This is a genomic window from Stenotrophomonas nitritireducens, from assembly GCF_001700965.1.
Lineage (GTDB): Bacteria > Pseudomonadota > Gammaproteobacteria > Xanthomonadales > Xanthomonadaceae > Stenotrophomonas > Stenotrophomonas nitritireducens_A.
The window spans coordinates 340,980-357,810 of record NZ_CP016756.1 but is presented as its reverse complement, the minus strand read 5'-3'; the positions used below and the strand labels follow the sequence as shown (position 1 = coordinate 357,810).

Genomic DNA, 16,831 nt, shown 5'->3' with positions numbered 1-16,831 from the left:
TCAGGGGGGAGTTCCGGGTTACCGGAACCCAGAGAGAACGGATAGATGTCGTATAGCGAGCTTGAGGCGCGGGCCGATTCCACGCGCGCCGATACGTTTTCGCCGGTCACCAAGGTGCTGGCGACATTGCAGGGCTTGTTGCCCCGCACCAGCAGTGTTGCGCTGGCGTGGCGCGACAGCGTGCTGGGCAAAGGCAGCTGCAGTTACCCGGAACCAGGCGAGCGCTTGTGCCGATTGGCGCGCGAATGCCTGGCCGGGACAGCGGCTGATCTGCCGCCCACGGTGCATGCGCTGGCCTGGAACCACGAGCTCGGTGCCGAGTGCGTGGTGCTGATAGACAGTGAAGAAAGCATGTCGATGGTGCGCCGCGAAGCCTGGCAGGGCACTGCGCGGGTACTGATCGGCTCGGCCATGGAGCTGATGCGACAGCGATTGCAGATAGAAGAACTGCAGCGTTCCAAACAATTGCAGAAGGCATTGTTCGAGATCGCCGATCTGGCCGGCGCCGACCTGGCGATGGCCGAGATGATGGCGCACTTCCATCGCATTCTTGGTTCGCTCATGTACGCCGAGAACTGCTACATGGTGGAGTGCGATGAGAACCAGCAGAGCCTCAAGTTCCTGTATTTCGTCGACACCCAGGACAATTACCGGCCCGATCCTGGCCGCAGTTACCGCTACGAGGAAATGCCGGCCAGCCTGACCTTCGCGGTGCTGCGCAATGGCAGGGCGATGAGTGGGCCTTCGCGCGAGCTGCTCAAGTTCCTGGAGCAAGAGTACGACGTGGTGGAAGGGGTTGAAAGCACCGACTGGCTGGGCGTGCCGATGTGGCGCGACAACCGCGTCTGCGGTGCCATCGTGGTGCAGAGCTATGTCGCCGATGCCTGCTATGGCGAGGAAGAGCGGGCGCTGCTGAATTTCGTCGCCAAGCATATTCTTACCGCAATGGACCGGCACCAGGCACACGCGCAGCTGGAACAGCGGGTGTGGCAGCGCACCCAGGACCTGGAGCACATCAACGGCCATCTGCAGGGCGAGATCATCGAGCGCCGGCGTGCGGAACTGCTGCAGGCGGCGCTGTTCAACATCTCCGAACTGGCGATGAGCGGCAAGGCAGCCGGCGAGTTCTATGCGCAGGTGCACGAGATCATCGGCCGCTTGCTCGACGCCAGCAATTTCTATGTGGCAATGGTGACCGAGGACGCGGGCGGCATCGAGTTCGTCTATTCGGTTGACCGCTTCAATCGCGAACGCGCCTCGCGTGCCTTCAGTGATGGGTTGACCGAGTACGCGCTGCAGCGGCGCGAGCCGGTGCTGCTGACGCGCGCCGATATCGATCTGCTGATCGCGGCCGGGGCGTTGCAGGAGTTCGGTGCAAAGTCGCAATGCTGGCTGGGCGTGCCCTTGTTCAGCGACGACGAAGTGGTCGGCGTCATCGCGGTACAGAGCTACAACCCACAGGTTGTCTTCACCGCGGACGATCAGCGGCTGCTGGTATTCGTGGCCCGCACCATCGGCAACAGCCTGGCCCGCCAGCGTGACCAGCAGCGCCTTGTGCAGGCCCATGCCGAGCTGGAGCTGCGCGTGAGCGAGCGTACCCGCGAGCTGGGCGAGGTCAACCAGAAGTTGCTGGGGCAGATTGGCGAGCGCATGCGCGCCGAGCAGCGCCTGACCCACCTGGCGATGCATGACGTGCTGACCGGCCTTCCCAATCGCCTGCACCTGCAGGACCGCCTGGAACGCGCCATCGAGAACGCAGAGCTCGGTATCGCCCCACATTTTGCATTGCTGTTTCTCGACCTGGACCGCTTCAAATGGGTCAACGACAGTATCGGCCACGCGGCCGGTGACCAGATGCTGGTGGAAGTGGCGCGGCGGCTGGTCGGCCTGGTGCGTGGCGAGGATGTGGTTGCGCGCCTGGGCGGTGACGAATTTGCGTTGCTGGTGCCGTGCGAACGTGGTTCGAACGCGGCGATGGAACTGGGGCGGCGGCTGCTCAAGGCATTGGAAGCCCCGATGTGGGTGGACGGGCGCGAGCTGTTCCCTTCCGGAAGCATCGGTATTGCCGTGTGGGATGCGCGCTACACCTCTGGTGCGGATCTGTTGCGCGATGCCGACGCGGCCATGTATCGGGCCAAGCTCAAGGGCCAGGACCGCTGCGTGATGTTCGACGGCGCGATGCACGATGAAGCCATGCGCAGCCTGGAGCTGGAAGCGGACCTGCGCCGGGCGATCAAGAAGTGCGATTTCCTGCCGTACTACCAGCCCATCGTGTCACTGGCGGATGGAACGGTGGTTGGCCACGAAGCATTGCTGCGCTGGCGGCACGAACGGCGCGGCGTGCTGCTGCCGGGGCAGTTCCTGTCACTGGGCGAGGAGAGTGGCCTGATCGAGCAGGTGGACTGGCAGATCTATGAGCAGGTGGTGGCGGATATGGCGACCTCGGCGGTTGGCTATATCTCGGTGAATGTGTCGCCGCGGCATTTCCGTTCGGCCGAGTTCGCCCCGCGTTTGCTGGGGATGCTGGATGCGGCCGGCGCCGACCCGGAACGCCTGCGCGTGGAGATCACCGAAATGGCGTTGCTGGAGGATGAGCCGCGCACGCTGCGCGCCCTGCATCAACTGCGTGAGCGCGGCGTGGTTGTGCAGTTGGATGATTTCGGCACGGGTTATTCGGCGCTTTCCTACCTGCACCGCTTCCCGATCAGTGCACTGAAAGTGGACCGCAGCTTTGTGGCCGGCCTGTACGACGAGGGCAGCAACAGCACGCTGGCCCTGGTTGAAGGGGTGCTGTCACTGGCGCGTACGCTGGGCATCGAAACCATCGGCGAGGGCATCGAAGACGAGCGCCAACTGCAGACCTTGAAGGACCTGGGCTGCAATTTTGGCCAAGGCTATCTTCTTGGTTATCCGGCACCACGCGAAGAAACCCTGCTGCGCGCGTAATCGCTGGCTTTTTTCCTTGTGGGAGCGGCGTTAGCCGCGAAGCTGGAACTGTTGCCGCCGCGCGTCAGCTGCAATTGCACGATGCAGGGTGGTGGTTGCTGTTGCCTGCCTCAAAGCCCTGAGGTCTGTGCAGGGTACGAGCTTCGCCGCTTATGCCGCTCCTACAGCTTCTACTCCCTCCCTTTTGCGTAGCAAAGGGGAGGGTTGGGGAGGGGTGCTGTGGGCTGTTGCAGTTGCGGCTTCATCGACGCGGCGAGTGCGCCGGCCTCGCGGCTTACGCCGCTCCTACAAAGGCAAAGGCTCGCTGGTGCCTCAGCGCAGTGCGTTGCGCTTCTTCTCGTCGAACCACTTGTCGGCCTGGGCCGGCGAGTAGTTGCGCATCCATTCCAGCATCTGCGTGGCGTCGTCGCCGTACCACAGGTCTTCGCGCTGTTCCGGGTGCAGGAAGCGCTCGCTGACCATGGTGTCGATCATGTTGATCAGCGGCTGGTAGAAGCCGTCGATGTCGAGGAAGGCACAGGGCTTGTGGCCGATGCCGAGCTGGCGCCATGTCAGCATCTCGAAGATTTCCTCGGCGGTGCCGAAGCCGCCGGGCAGGGCAACGAAGGCATCGGACAGGTCGAACATGCGCGACTTGCGCTCATGCATCGAGCCGACGATCTCCAGCGAAGTAACGCCCTTGTGCGCCACTTCCATGTCCACCAGGTGCTGCGGGATCACGCCGGTGACTTCGCCGCCGGCTGCCAGCACGCCATCGGCCACCGCGCCCATCAGGCCGGTACGGCCGCCGCCGTAGACCAGGCGCAGGCCTTCGTTGGCGATGCGCTTGCCCAGTTCGGTGGCGCGTTCGACATAGAGGGGCTTGGCGCCGGGGTTGGAGCCGCAGTAGACGCAGATGGACTTCATGTGTTGTTCCTGGTGAATGGGAAGAGGTGGTCGTTCTGTGGCCGCTGAACAGGCGCGCAGACCGGGGAATACAAAAGCAAGAAGGCTCCGCCGGAGCGGAGCCTTCAGGTCACAGGCCGTGGAGCTTAGTTGGCCTTGTGGATGGCGCGCTTGCTGACCGCCATGGCCGCGTCGTGTACTGCCTCGGACAGCGACGGGTGGGCGTGGCAGATGCGGGCCAGGTCATCGGACGAGCCGCTGAACTCCATGGTCAGTACACCTTCGTGCACCAGCTCGGAGACATTGGCGCCAACCAGGTGCATGCCCAGCACGCGGTCGGTTTCGGCGTGTGCCAGCACCTTGACGAAGCCAGCCGGCTCGACCATGGCGACGGCGCGGCCGTTGGCGGCGAACGGGAAGCTGCCGGCCTTGTACGGGATGCCTTCGGCCTTGAGCTGGGCTTCGGTCTTGCCGACCCATGCCAGTTCCGGCTCGGTGTAGATCACCCACGGAATGGTGTCGAAATTGACGTGGCCCGGCAGGCCAGCAATCAGTTCGGCCACGGCGACGCCTTCTTCAAAGCCCTTATGGGCCAGCATCGGGCCGCGCACGCAGTCACCCACCGCCCAGACGCCGTCGACGCCGGTGTGGCAATGGTCGTCGACCACGATCTGGCCACGCTCATTGAGCTGCACGCCGGTGCCTTCGGCCAGCAGGCCCTTGCTGGCGGCGCGACGGCCAACGGCGACCAGCAGCTTGTCGACGGTCAGGGTCTTGTCGCCCTCGGCATCGGTGAAGCTGACGATGACTTCGTTGCCCTTGATCTCGGTCTTGGAGACCTTGGCGTTGAGGCGGATGTCCAGGCCCTGCTTCTTGAATTCCTTGGCGGCAACCTTGGCCACTTCGGCATCGGCCACGGCCAGGAACTCCGGCAGTGCTTCCAGGATCACCACTTCCGAACCCAGGCGCTTCCACACGCTGCCCAGTTCCAGGCCGATCACGCCAGCGCCGATCACGGCCAGGCGCTTGGGCACTTCGGTGAAGTCCAGCGCGCCAACATTGTCGACGATGAGGTTGCCATCAAACTTGGCGAACGGCAGCTCGATCGAATCGGAGCCGGCGGCGATGATGACGTTGGTGCCCTTGAGCTCGACTTCCGAACCGTCGTGCTGCTTGACCTTGACCACGTTGCCGGCCTGCAGCTGGCCGAAGCCGTAGTAGGTGGCAACCTTGTTGGCCTTGAACAGCTGGGCGATGCCGCCGGTGAACTGCTTCACGATGGCGTCCTTGCGGCCGACCATCTTGCTCACGTCGATCTTGGCGTCGTTGAAGCTGATGCCGTGCTGATCGAAGATGTGGCCCATGTTCCAGTACTGGCGCGAGGAGTCCAGCAGCGCCTTGGACGGGATGCAGCCCACGCGCAGGCAGGTGCCGCCCAGGGCAGGCTTGCCGTCCTTGCCCAGCGCTGCATCGATGCAGGCGGTCTTCAGGCCCAGCTGTGCGGCGCGGATGGCCGCGTGGTAACCGGCCGGGCCGGCACCGATGACGACTACGTCGAATTGTTCAGCCATTTGAGATTCCTTGGTACCAATCCCTTCTCCCTGCGGGAGAAGGTGGCGCGTAGCGCCGGATGAGGGTGCGGGAGGGCCGTGGCCCTCACCCCAACCCCTCTCCCGGAGGAGAGGGGCTCAGAGCTCTTACAGGCCGAACAGCATGCGGCCCGGGTTTTCCAGCTGGTTCTTGATGTCCACCAGGAACTGCACCGAATCCTTGCCGTCGATGATGCGGTGGTCATAGGACATGGCCAGGTACATCATCGGCGCGATCACGACCTGGCCGTTCTCGGCGATCGGACGGTCCTTGATGGCGTGCATGCCGAGGATGGCGCTCTGCGGCGGGTTGACGATAGGGGTCGACATCAGCGAACCGAAGGTGCCACCGTTGGTCACGGTGAAGGTGCCGCCCTGCAGTTCTTCCAGCGACAGCTTGCCGTCACGGGCCTTCTTGGCGTAGTCGGCAATTGCCTTTTCGATGTCGGCGAACGACATGCGCTCGACGTTGCGCAGCACCGGGGTCACCAGACCCTTTTCGGTGGACACGGCGATCGAGATGTCCGAGTAGCCGTGATAGATGATGTCGTCACCATCGATCGAGGCATTGACCAGCGGGAAGCGCTGCAGTGCGTTGGCGGCAGCCTTCACGAAGAAGCTCATGAAGCCCAGCTTGATGCCGTGGGCCTTGACGAACTCTTCCTGCAGTTCCTTGCGCGCAGCCGAGACCTTGGACAGGTTGACTTCGTTGAAGGTGGTCAGCATGGCGGTCGAGTTCTTCGACTGCATCAGGCGCTCGGCAATGCGCTTGCGCATGCGGGTCATCGGCACGCGTTCTTCCGGACGTGCACCGCCGGCCTTGCCGACGCCGCCGTTGCGGGCGAAGTTGACGATGTCTTCCTTGGTCACCGCGCCGTGGCGGCCGGTGCCGGACACGTCAGCCGGGTTCACGCCTTCGGTGATGGCCGAGAAGCGGGCGCCCGGGGGCAGGCTGTCGGCAGCCGACTTGGCAGCCGGGGCCGGTGCAGCAGCGGCAGCCGGGGCTGCGGCCGGAGCGGCAGGTGCCGGGGCAGCGGCCTTCGGCGCTTCGGCAGCAGCGGCCGGGGCGGCAGCGGCAACCGCGCCTTCCTCGATGATGGCCAGGATCTGGCTGGAGGTGACGGTGTCGCCTTCCTGGAACTTGATTTCCTTCAGCACGCCATCAACCGGCGCCGGTACTTCCAACACGACCTTGTCGGTTTCCAGGTCGAGCAGGTTCTCATCACGCTTGACGGCCTCGCCAGCCTTCTTGTGCCAGGTGGCGATGGTGGCGTCGGAGACGGATTCGGGCAGTACCGGTACTTTGACTTCGGTGGCCATTTGGCTGATTTCCTGGTTTCGTTTTCTTGTGGAAAAGGGGGCTTATTCGGCGTAGTTGTCGTCGATCTTGTTGACCAGCGCGTCGGCGAGCAGCTGTGCGAGTTCGCGCAGGTGATCGGACATGTGGCCAACAGCAGGCGACGGAGAACGCGGACGACCGGCATAGTGCAGCGCCTGGCCATCGGCCACGCATGCCTGCAGGTGATGCTTGATCTGGTACCACGCACCCTGGTTCATCGGCTCTTCCTGACACCACACGACGTCGGTGGCCTTGCCGTACTTCTTCAGTTCGGCGGCCAGCGCCGGGCGCGGGAACGGATAGAGCTGTTCGACGCGGACCAGCGCAACATCGTCCTGGCCGCGCTTGGTCACGTCTTCCAGTAGGTCGTAATAGACCTTGCCCGAACAGACCACAACACGCTTCACCTTCTTCGCATCGGCCTTGGCATCACCAATCAGATGCTGGAACTCGCCGTTGGCCATTTCGTCCATGCTGGACACGGCCAGCTTGTGACGCAGCAGCGACTTGGGCGACATCACCACCAGCGGCTTGCGGGTGTCCATGCGCATCTGGCGACGCAGCATGTGGAATGCCTGCGCCGGGGTCGACGGCACGCAGACCAGCATGTTCTCCAGCGCGCACAGCTGCAGGAAGCGCTCAAGGCGCGCCGAGCTGTGCTCCGGGCCCTGGCCTTCATAGCCGTGCGGCAGCAGCAGGGTCAGGCCGGAGATACGGCCCCACTTTGCTTCGCCGGAGGCGATGAACTGGTCGATCACCACCTGGGCGCCGTTGGCGAAGTCGCCGAACTGGCCTTCCCAGATGCACAGGGTGTTCGGATCGGTGGTGGAGAAGCCGTATTCAAACGCCATCACGGCTTCTTCGCTGAGCAGCGAATCGATGATGGTGGCCTGTTCCGGCGACTCGACCAGCTGCCGCAGCGGCAGGTAGTAGTTGTCGGTCTTCTGGTCGTGCAGGATCGCGTGGCGGTGGGTGAAGGTGCCGCGGCCGACGTCCTGGCCAACCAGGCGCAGCGCATTACCTTCGTCCAGCAGCGTTGCATAGGCCAGGTTTTCGGCAAAGCCCCAGTCGCCCAGGATTTCACCGGCGGCCATCTTGCGACGGTCGTCGTACACCTTGGCAACGCGCGAATGCACTTCCACGCCTTCCGGAATGGTGTTGATCAGGGTGGCCAGCTGGGTCAGCTTGCCCATGTCGACCTTGGTGCTGACCGGGTCGGACAGCTTGCCCGACAGGTACTTGGACCAATCCACGTACATCTTGCTGGTGGCCGGGGTCTTTTCGACCTTGGCCAGCTCGGTGGTGACTTCGCCCGAGTCCAGCTTGTTGCGGTAAGCGTCGACCATCTCCTTGCCGGCGCCGGCAGCGATGACGCCTGCGGCTTCCAGCTGCTCGGCGTAGAGCTCGCGGGTGGTCTTGTGCTTGCGGATCACCTGATACATCAGCGGCTGGGTGATCGCCGGTTCATCGGCTTCGTTGTGGCCCCAGCGGCGGTAGCAGACCAGGTCGATCACGACGTCCTTGTTGAACTGCTGGCGGAAGTCATAGGCCAGCTTGGCCGCGAACACCACGGCTTCGGGATCGTCGCCGTTCACGTGCAGGACCGGGGCAGCGACCATCTTGGCGATGTCGGTGCAGTACAGGGTCGAGCGCGAGTCGTCGCGGTTGGAGGTGGTGAAGCCCACCTGGTTGTTGATGACGATGTGCACGGTGCCGCCGACGGTGAAACCACGCGCCTGCGACATCTGGAAAAGTTCCATCACCACGCCCTGGCCGGCGAATGCGGCGTCGCCGTGGATCAGGACCGGCATCACCTGCTTGCGCGCGGTGTCGTTGCGGCGTTCCTGGCGCGAGCGCACCGAGCCGACAACCACCGGATCGGCGATTTCGAGGTGGGATGGGTTGAACGCCAGGGCCAGGTGCACCGGGCCGCCATCGCTGGCAACGTCGGCCGAGAAGCCCATGTGGTACTTCACGTCACCGGCCACGGCGCGGTCGTCGTGCTCGAACTTGCCTTCGAACTCGTCGAACAGCTTGCGCGGGTTCTTGCCGAGGGTATTGACCAGCACGTTCAGGCGGCCGCGGTGGGCCATGCCGATGATCACGTCCTTGACGCCTTCCTTGCCGGCGTCACGGATGATGGTATCCATCATCGGGATCAGCGAGTCGCCGCCTTCCAGCGAGAAGCGCTTCTGGCCGACGTACTTGGTGTGCAGGTAACGCTCAAGGCCTTCGGCCGCGGTCAGGCGCTCCAGGGTGCGGCGCTTGGTGTCGGCATCCAGGTTGTAGTTGCCACCGGCGGTTTCGAGGCGCTGGTAAAGCCACTGGCGCTGCTCGACTTCGGCGATATACATGAATTCCGCGCCGATCGAGCCGGTATACGTCGCCTTCAGGCGCGCAACCAGATCGCGCAGCTTCATCCGCGGCTGGCCGCCCACACCACCGGTGCTGAACTCGTCGTTGAGGTCGGCATCGCTGAGGTGATGGAAGGGCAGGCCCAGGTCTGGCGGGTTGACCGGCGGGGTCAGGCCCAGCGGATCAAGATTGGCACCCAGATGGCCGCGCGAACGGTAGGCGGTGATCAGGCGGCCGACATTGCGCTCGCGCTCATCGCCGGAACCGGCATTGCCACCGACCTTGCCGGCATTCCTGGCGGCTTCGGTGATGTGAGCGATGGCGGCAGAGTGCGGCACATCGCCCGCTTCGCGGCCTTTGAAGCCGTCAAAGTAGGACTTCCACTTGGGGTCCACACTGTCCGGGGAGACGAGGTACTGTTCGTACAGGTCCTCGACATAGGAGGCGTTGCCGCCGGCGAGCTGCGATGATTGCGCAAACTGCTTCAGTAGATTGTCCACGATGGAGAGTCGGATTCACTTGTGGGGTAGTTCTGGGAACCGGCGGACCTTGCTTCAGCGTCCCGCGCGGGCGTGTTCTAACCACTGAATTATACCCCTCAGTGGACAGGAAGGGGCATGCACACTGTCCCGCGCATTAATACCTGACTGGGCCTTGTCCTGGCCGGGTCAGCGCTCACACACCCAATACGCGAAGCCCGTTGCAAACGCGTGAACGCTCCCAGATGCGCTTGAACTGCGCTTCCTGCTGCTGCGCGCGGGCGGGTGCATCCAGCCACAGCTCGCCTTCGATGCGGGCGCCTATTGGACGAAAGTAGCAGTCGCCACGGTCATTGCTGATGGCGGCCGACGCCACTTGGCAATCCGCCGGATCCACCGGTTCGCGTAGCTGGAACACGCTGGGCAGGCGCTGCACCAGGGCCAGGAAGGCCGCAGGCAGGGCGGGCAGGTCGGCTTCGTGCAGCAGCAGCTGCGCCTGCTTGTCGTGGCGGGCGGTGGCAAAACGGCGCAAGGCGTCCACTACAAGTGGCTGGGCGAGCAGGGTGTCATTGCCGCGCAGTTGCAGGCAGAGGCGGCGACGTGCAGCGTGGATCACCGCCGCGGTTGCGGCGCGGGCCTGCGCCGGGTCCTGCACGCGCATGGCGCCGTCCAGGCGACGGCGCATGCTCTGGTGGCCGATGCCGGCCTCTTCAAATTCAGCGCCTTCCGGCAGAAAGCCGTTGCAGGCGTAGAAGTCGCGGGCATGCAACTGGGCATGCAGGCTGACCTCGCCCCAGCCGCGAGTACGGGCAGTGGCCAGCAGGGCGTTCAACAAGGCCTGGCCCACGCCTTTGCCGCGCCAGGCGGACAGTACCGCCATGCGGCCGATGCGCTGGTCCGGGGTGAGGCGGGCGGCACCGATGGCCTGGCCGTCCGCGTCCAGCGCCAAGGCGTGGTCGCTGAGCGGATCCAGGGCATCGATCTCAAGTTCGGCCGGAACGTTCTGTTCGCTTACGAACACCGTATGACGCACGCCGTGCAGCAATGCCTGCTGCACGGCGTAGTCGGCGATCTCTACGTGAAAGATCGCGGTTTGACTCATGCCGACGGCGTTTCCGCGTCGTCTTCGTCTTCTTCATCACCGTCGTCGCAGATCACCACGACCTCGACGCCTTCCTCGCTGACCAGCACGGTCTCGATGCTGGCGCTGGAAGGCTCGCCGTCACCGGCTTCGCTGTACTCGATGACTTCGATTTCCACTTCCGGGGCATCGGCCTCGTCATCGAATTCTTCGTCGTCGAAGTCCTGCTCGGCGTCTTCCAGCACTTCCAGTGCATCCTGCTCGGCGAGCATGGCGGCAATGGTTTCAACGTCGAGCAGCTGGTAATGGCCGCCGGTGATCAGCTCCATCAGGGCGTCACGGCCCTTGTTGCCGAGCTTGTTGAACAGGGCGATATCGATCTGCTCGGCGCCGGCCAGGGTCTGCGCGTCCTTGATCGACAGCTGGAAGGCCAGCCCGGAGCAGTACAGCGAGGCGCCACGGGTGGCGCGGCGCCAGGCCAGGCGGGCCCAGGGGTGGCGCTCAAGCACGCCGCCGTTTTCCAGCTCGGCGGTCACTTCTTCCGGCGACGGCGGGGCCTGCGAGGGCAGGATGTCGCCAGCGGCGCGGTAGGTGGTGATGAAGCGGCCGAACCAGTTGCCGAGGCGGTCGGGGTCGTTCATGCGCAGGGCGTTGAGCGCGGCGACGACGCGCTTCATGGCGGCTGCGTCGATCTCGTTCGGGTCTTCCGGCAGCTTCAGGTCCGGGTCCTGGAAGCGGATGGATTCGTCGGCATCGGCGACCAGATCGTCCAGATAATCGCTGATCAGCTCGGCCGAGGACGGCGCACGCATGCCGAAGGAGAAGGTCAGGCAGGGGTTCACGGCAACGCCGTTGTGCGGCACATTCGGCGGCAGGTACAGCATGTCACCCGGGCCCAGCACCCAATCGTGGGTCGCCTTGAACTTCTTCAGCAGCTTCAGTTCCACGTCGGGGCGGAACTCCAGCGACGGGCGTTTGCCCTTGGTCGACTCGCTGGCGTCGATCTGCCAGCGGCGCTGGCCATGGGCCTGCAGCAGGAATACGTCGTACTGGTCGACGTGGGCGCCAACCGAACCGCCGGTGGCGGCAAAGCTGATCATCACGTCATCCATGCGCCAGCGCGGCAGGAAGTTGAAGTACGAGGTCAGGGCGCGCACTTCCGGGTCCCACTTGTCCACGTCCTGCACCAGCAGGGTCCAGTCGTGGTCGGGCATGCCGGGGAAGTCTTCTTCCTGGAACGGGCCGGTACGCAGCTCCCAGCCATCGGTGGCGCGGTCATGGCTGACGATGCGCGCCAGCGCACCTTCTTCACAGGCCAGGCCGGCCAGGTCTTCGGGCAGCACCGGGGTTTCAAAGTCAGGGAAAGCGGCGCGGATCAGCAGCGGACGCTTCTGCCAGTAGTCGCGCAGGAAGGTGGCCGGGGCCATGCCCAGCGGCAGGCCGGCGCGGGCCTGTACTTCGATCGGATAGGTCTTTTGCTTGCGTGCAGCCATGGGGGAAATCCTTTGCAACGGAGGTCGAACAGGGGTGCGCGTAGCGCACAGGCCCCCATTGTCCCCTTGTTGGCGGCAATGCGCACGGCATGCGACTGATCTGAATCAAATGTAATGCCGAGCCATGCTCGGCAGGGGCCGTACCAGCAATGCACCGTAGTGCCGCGCCATGCTCGGCAAGGGGTCGTACCAGCAATGCACTGTAGTGCCGAGCCGTGCTCGGCAAGGGGCTGTACCAGCAATGCACTGTAGTGCCGAGCCATGCTCGGCAACAGGCTCTACCAGGAAAGCCCATGCCGAGCATGGCTCGGCACTACATCCAGAAGCTTGCCCTCACCCCAACCCCTCTCCCGCAGGCGGGAGAGGGGCTCTCGGATTTCTGGGCTTCGGCGCTCAGATCGCCTTCGCCAGCTCGGCTGCCAGGCCGGCATAGCCACCCGGGGTCAGCTCGCGCAGGCGCTGCTTGGCATCGGCCGGCAGTTCCAGGGTTTCAATGAAAGCGCGCATGGAATCGGCGGTGATGCCGTGGCCACGGGTCAGCGCCTTGAGCTGCTCGTACGGATTGGGCAGGCCATGGCGGCGCATCACCGTCTGCACGGCTTCGGCCAGCACTTCCCAGGCCGCATCCAGGTCGGCGTCCAGGCGCTCCGGGTTCACGGTCAGCTTGCCCAGGCCCTTGGCCAGCGATTCCAGGCCGACCTGGCTGTGGCCGAAGGCGGTGCCCACGGCGCGCAGCACGGTGGAGTCGGTCAGGTCGCGCTGCCAGCGGCTGATCGGCAGCTTCGCGCTGAAGTGCTCGAACAAGGCATTGCCGATGCCGAAATTGCCTTCGGCATTCTCGAAATCGATCGGGTTGACCTTGTGCGGCATGGTCGAGGAGCCGACTTCGCCTTCCTTGAGCTTCTGCTTGAAATAGCCCAGCGAGATATAGCCCCAGATGTCCCGGGCCAGGTCGATCAGGATGGTGTTGGCGCGGCGCGCGGCGTCGCCGATTTCGGCGACGTTGTCGTGCGGCTCGATCTGGGTGGTATAGGGGTTGAACACCAGGCCCAGCGAGGTGACGAAGCGCTCGGCGAAGGCCGGCCAGTCCACATCCGGGTAGGACACGACGTGAGCGTTGTAGTTGCCGACCGCGCCGTTGATCTTGCCGGTCAGCTCGACCGCGCCGATCTGGCGGATCTGCCGTTCCAGGCGGGCGACGACGTTGGCCAGTTCCTTGCCAAGCGTGGTCGGCGAGGCGGTCTGGCCATGGGTACGCGACAGCATCGGCTGGGCGGCCTGGGCGTGGGCCAGCGTGCGCAGCGTGGCGGCGATGCCGGCATAGCCTGGCAGGATCACCTTTTCACGCGCTTCTGCCAGCATCAGGCCGTAGGACAGGTTGTTGATGTCCTCGCTGGTGCAGGCGAAATGCACGAACTCCAGGGCCGGCGCCAGCTCGGCGTCGTCCTTGAGCTGTTCCTTGATGAAGTACTCCACGGCTTTGACGTCGTGGTTGGTGGTGCGCTCGATTTCCTTGACGCGGGCGGCGTTGCCGACCGAGAAATCGTCCGCCAGTGCGCGCAGCTTGGCCTTGCCGGCGGCCGAGAAGTCGGCCAGCTCGGTGATGCCCGGCTCGGCGCCCAGTGCCAGCAGCCATTCAATCTCGACCTTCACGCGGGCCTTGATCAGGCCATATTCGGAGAAGATCGGGCGCAATGCGTCGACCTTGCCGGCATAACGGCCATCAAGCGGGGACAGGGCAAGCAGGGCGGCTTCTTGGCGGGATGTATCCGTCATGGCGGCAGGCAGTTGGGCAGTGGCGGGGGCGCATATTCTACGCTGCCGGGGGCGTTGCCGTTGCTGGGCCGTTGTATCCCATCGGCCGCGGATGTCTTTGCAGGGGCGGGCGGGTATGGTGGTGCAAGACGCCAGCCGGGAAGTCTGCCCACCGCCAGCCGCAGCTTTCCCTTCCCCAACAATGAGATTGTGCGGAGTTGATGATGAGCAAGGTTTCCAATAGTGGTTTTCGGACAGAACACGACAGCATGGGCGAACTGCAGGTGCCTGCCGAGGCCCTGTGGGGCGCGCAGACCCAGCGTGCGGTAGAGAACTTCCCGGTATCCGGGCAGCGCATGCCGCGCGCCTTCATCCGTGCGCTGGGCCTGATCAAGGGCGCAGCGGCCGAGGTCAACACCGGCCTTGGGTTGTTGCCCAAGGGCGTGGGCAAGGCAATCCAGTCGGCGGCCACCGAGGTGGCCATCGGTGCCCATGACAGCCAGTTCCCGATTGATGTGTATCAGACCGGTTCGGGCACCTCGTCCAACATGAACGCCAACGAGGTCATCGCCACCTTGGCCAACAACGGCGGCAAGGCCGGCAAGACCGCCGTGCACCCCAATGACCACGTCAATCTGGGGCAGAGCTCCAATGACGTGATCCCGACCGCCATCCGCGTCTCGGCCCAGCTCGAGGTGGTGGAATCGCTGCTGCCCGCCCTCAAACACCTGCGCAAGACCATCGACAAGCGCGCCCGCACCCTGGGCAAGGTGGTCAAGACCGGCCGCACCCATCTGATGGACGCCATGCCGCTGACCTTCGCCCAAGAATTCGGCGCGTGGTCGGCACAGTTGGCCTCGGCTGAGGGCCGCATTGAAGACGCGCTCAAGCGACTGCGCCGGCTGCCGCTGGGCGGCACCGCCATTGGTACCGGCATCAATGCCGATCCGCGCTTTGGTGGCAAGGTGGCGCGGGCGCTGTCGGCCACTACCGGGGTCAAGTTCGAGAGCGCGGCCAACAAGTTTGAGGGCCTGGCTGCACAGGACGATGCGGTCGAGTTGTCCGGCCAGCTCAATGCGCTGGCGGTGGCCTTGATCAAGATCGCCAACGATCTGCGCTGGATGAATTCCGGGCCCTTGGCTGGGCTGGGCGAACTGGAGCTGCCGGCGTTGCAGCCGGGTAGTTCGATCATGCCGGGCAAGGTCAATCCGGTGATCCCCGAAGCGACGGTGATGGTGGCCGCGCAGGTGATCGGTCACCACACCGCGATCACCGTGGCCGGGCAGACCGGCAATTTCCAGTTGAACGTGGCACTGCCGCTGATCGCGGCCAACCTGCTGGACTCGATCCAGCTGCTGTCCAATGTGATGAACCTGCTGGCCGACAAGGTGTTTGTCGGGCTGTTGGTCAAGCAGGAACGTGTGCGTGAGGCACTGGCGCGCAATCCCATCCTGGTGACCGCGCTGAACCCGATCATCGGTTACGAGAAGGCGGCGGCGATTGCCAAGCGTGCCTACAAGGAACAGCGGCCAGTGCTGGACGTGGCGCTGGAGGACAGTGGGTTGTCTGAGGCCGAGTTGAAGCGTTTGCTGGATCCGGCGGCGTTGACGCTGGGTGGTATTCACGATCATTGAGGAGCGCAGTGCCGCCCCCCTGGTCGACACCATGGCTTGAGTCCCTCTTCTGCGTGCGGGAGAGGGGTTGGGGTGAGGGCAGGTTTGGCCGGTAAGGCCTTTGCCGAGCATGGCTCGGCACTACATTTGGATCTTTGGTAAGGCTTCTGCCGAGCATGGCTCGGCACTACGGGCTCAGCGCAGCGCGCGCAGGTTGGCCAGGGCTTCGCCGTACTTTTCGAACTCGGGGATCTGCTTGGCCAGGTCCGGCGGGAATGGCGACTGGCCTTCCGGGATCTGCAGTGGCAGCGAACGTTCCTGTGCCAACGCCGGGTCGGCGTCCACCAGGGTGTTCTGGCGCAGGATCTGCAGCTTGACGTAGCTGGTCTGCAGCAGCGCCTGCTGTTCGGCATTCAAGGGAATGACGATGTCATCCACACGCAACCGGCCGTCCGGCAGGATGTCCAGGTTCGGGTAGGGCGCGCGGCGGATGGCGATGCGCTCCAGGGTGACTTCGGTCTTGGGCTTGCTGCGCTCGCTGCGGTGCTCAGCGTACTTTTCGCGATCACAGCCGGTGGCCAGGGTGGCGACGGCAACGAGGATCAGCAACAGCAGTTTGTTCATGGCGGCAGGTAACAACAACGGCGGGGGCGGCCATTCTACCGCCCCCGCCTGTGCAGGTCAGAACGACTGCGAGTTGCCGTTGCGGCAGTCGTCGATGTCGCCCTGGTCCATCTTCGCGTACGGCTTGAACGCAGGTACCGCCTCAGCCAGCTGCTGCTGGGTGACCATCAAGGCTGGCAGCTGGTCACACAGCTTGGTCGCACTGGCCTTGATCTTGTCCGCTTCGGCATTGATGCGCTCTTCGATCTTCTCCGAGTTGCCGGAGAAAATGCCCTTGATCGCTTCACCGGCTGCCTTGGCGCCGAGGTTGGCGCCCTGCACGCCGATATCGATGCCGGCTTCGGCGATGCTGAGCATCTGCGCGCGATAGCGCAGGGTGATGGCGCGCTGGCTGTCGTTGAGCGGAATGGAGGTGCCGTTGATCAGCAGGTCGCCGCTGGGCGTGAGCTCCACGTTGGCACCATCGTGACCGATGCTGACGTTGCCTGCCGCCATTTCCTTGCGGGCCTGGTCGGTGGCCTCGCGGACCTTTGCGCCGATGGTGCTCTCGGCGGACGGCGTACTGGCGGCCTGTTTTTCACCGCAGGCAGTCAGAGGGAGCACGAGGGCCAGGGCGAGCAGGGGGGCTTTGAGGATCTTCATGATGTGCGTTCCGTTGCGTCCAGAGGGAAA

Annotated in this window: 11 protein-coding genes; 2 read left to right on the top strand and 9 right to left on the bottom strand. The window is 64.4% G+C overall.

The window, feature by feature from the left end; translation table 11 throughout:
• Positions 1-45 precede the first annotated feature (45 nt).
• Positions 46-2,946, top strand: coding sequence for an EAL domain-containing protein (locus BCV67_RS01530; protein ID WP_082746452.1), 2,901 nt, complete (start codon positions 46-48; stop codon positions 2,944-2,946).
• A 312-nt stretch (positions 2,947-3,258) separates the two neighbouring features.
• Here BCV67_RS01530 and BCV67_RS01525 read toward each other — a convergent pair whose 3' ends face one another.
• The 7 genes from BCV67_RS01525 to purB all read right to left on the bottom strand — a co-directional run bounded on the left by BCV67_RS01525 (position 3,259) and on the right by purB (position 13,943).
• Entirely contained in the window at positions 3,259-3,852 is a 594-nt protein-coding gene (locus BCV67_RS01525) for a TIGR00730 family Rossman fold protein (protein ID WP_062166173.1), read from the bottom strand.
• Positions 3,853-3,977: 125 nt separating this feature from the next.
• Positions 3,978-5,402, bottom strand: coding sequence for a dihydrolipoyl dehydrogenase (gene lpdA, locus BCV67_RS01520; protein WP_062166172.1), 1,425 nt, complete (start codon positions 5,400-5,402; stop codon positions 3,978-3,980).
• 126 nt (positions 5,403-5,528) lie between these two features.
• A complete protein-coding gene (gene sucB / locus BCV67_RS01515) occupies positions 5,529-6,740 on the bottom strand; it encodes a dihydrolipoyllysine-residue succinyltransferase (protein WP_062166171.1) in 1,212 nt (403 codons plus the stop codon).
• A 42-nt stretch (positions 6,741-6,782) separates the two neighbouring features.
• A complete protein-coding gene (locus BCV67_RS01510) occupies positions 6,783-9,614 on the bottom strand; it encodes a 2-oxoglutarate dehydrogenase E1 component (protein ID WP_062166170.1) in 2,832 nt (943 codons plus the stop codon).
• Positions 9,615-9,789: 175 nt separating this feature from the next.
• Positions 9,790-10,680, bottom strand: a complete 891-nt coding sequence (locus BCV67_RS01505) for a GNAT family N-acetyltransferase (RefSeq protein ID WP_428999534.1) — start codon at positions 10,678-10,680, stop codon at positions 9,790-9,792.
• Positions 10,681-10,691: 11 nt separating this feature from the next.
• Positions 10,692-12,167 (bottom strand): cupin domain-containing protein, encoded by a 1,476-nt coding sequence (locus tag BCV67_RS01500; RefSeq protein WP_062166168.1) that lies wholly within the window; start codon positions 12,165-12,167, stop codon positions 10,692-10,694.
• A gap of 393 nt (positions 12,168-12,560) precedes the next feature.
• Positions 12,561-13,943, bottom strand: coding sequence for an adenylosuccinate lyase (gene purB, locus BCV67_RS01495; protein WP_062166167.1), 1,383 nt, complete (start codon positions 13,941-13,943; stop codon positions 12,561-12,563).
• A 203-nt stretch (positions 13,944-14,146) separates the two neighbouring features.
• Between purB and BCV67_RS01490 the strand changes: the two genes are divergently transcribed.
• On the top strand, positions 14,147-15,556 hold the full coding sequence (locus BCV67_RS01490) for a class II fumarate hydratase (RefSeq protein ID WP_062171312.1): 1,410 nt from the start codon (positions 14,147-14,149) through the stop codon (positions 15,554-15,556).
• 174 nt (positions 15,557-15,730) lie between these two features.
• Here the strand turns inward: BCV67_RS01490 and BCV67_RS01485 are convergent, their stop codons facing one another.
• Together BCV67_RS01485 and BCV67_RS01480 are read right to left on the bottom strand one after the other, a co-directional pair.
• Positions 15,731-16,159: a hypothetical protein gene (locus BCV67_RS01485; RefSeq protein WP_062166166.1), complete on the bottom strand. Its 429-nt coding sequence runs from the start codon at positions 16,157-16,159 to the stop codon at positions 15,731-15,733.
• 57 nt (positions 16,160-16,216) lie between these two features.
• On the bottom strand, positions 16,217-16,801 hold the full coding sequence (locus tag BCV67_RS01480) for a DUF2884 family protein (RefSeq protein ID WP_062166165.1): 585 nt from the start codon (positions 16,799-16,801) through the stop codon (positions 16,217-16,219).
• Positions 16,802-16,831: the final 30 nt, after the last annotated feature.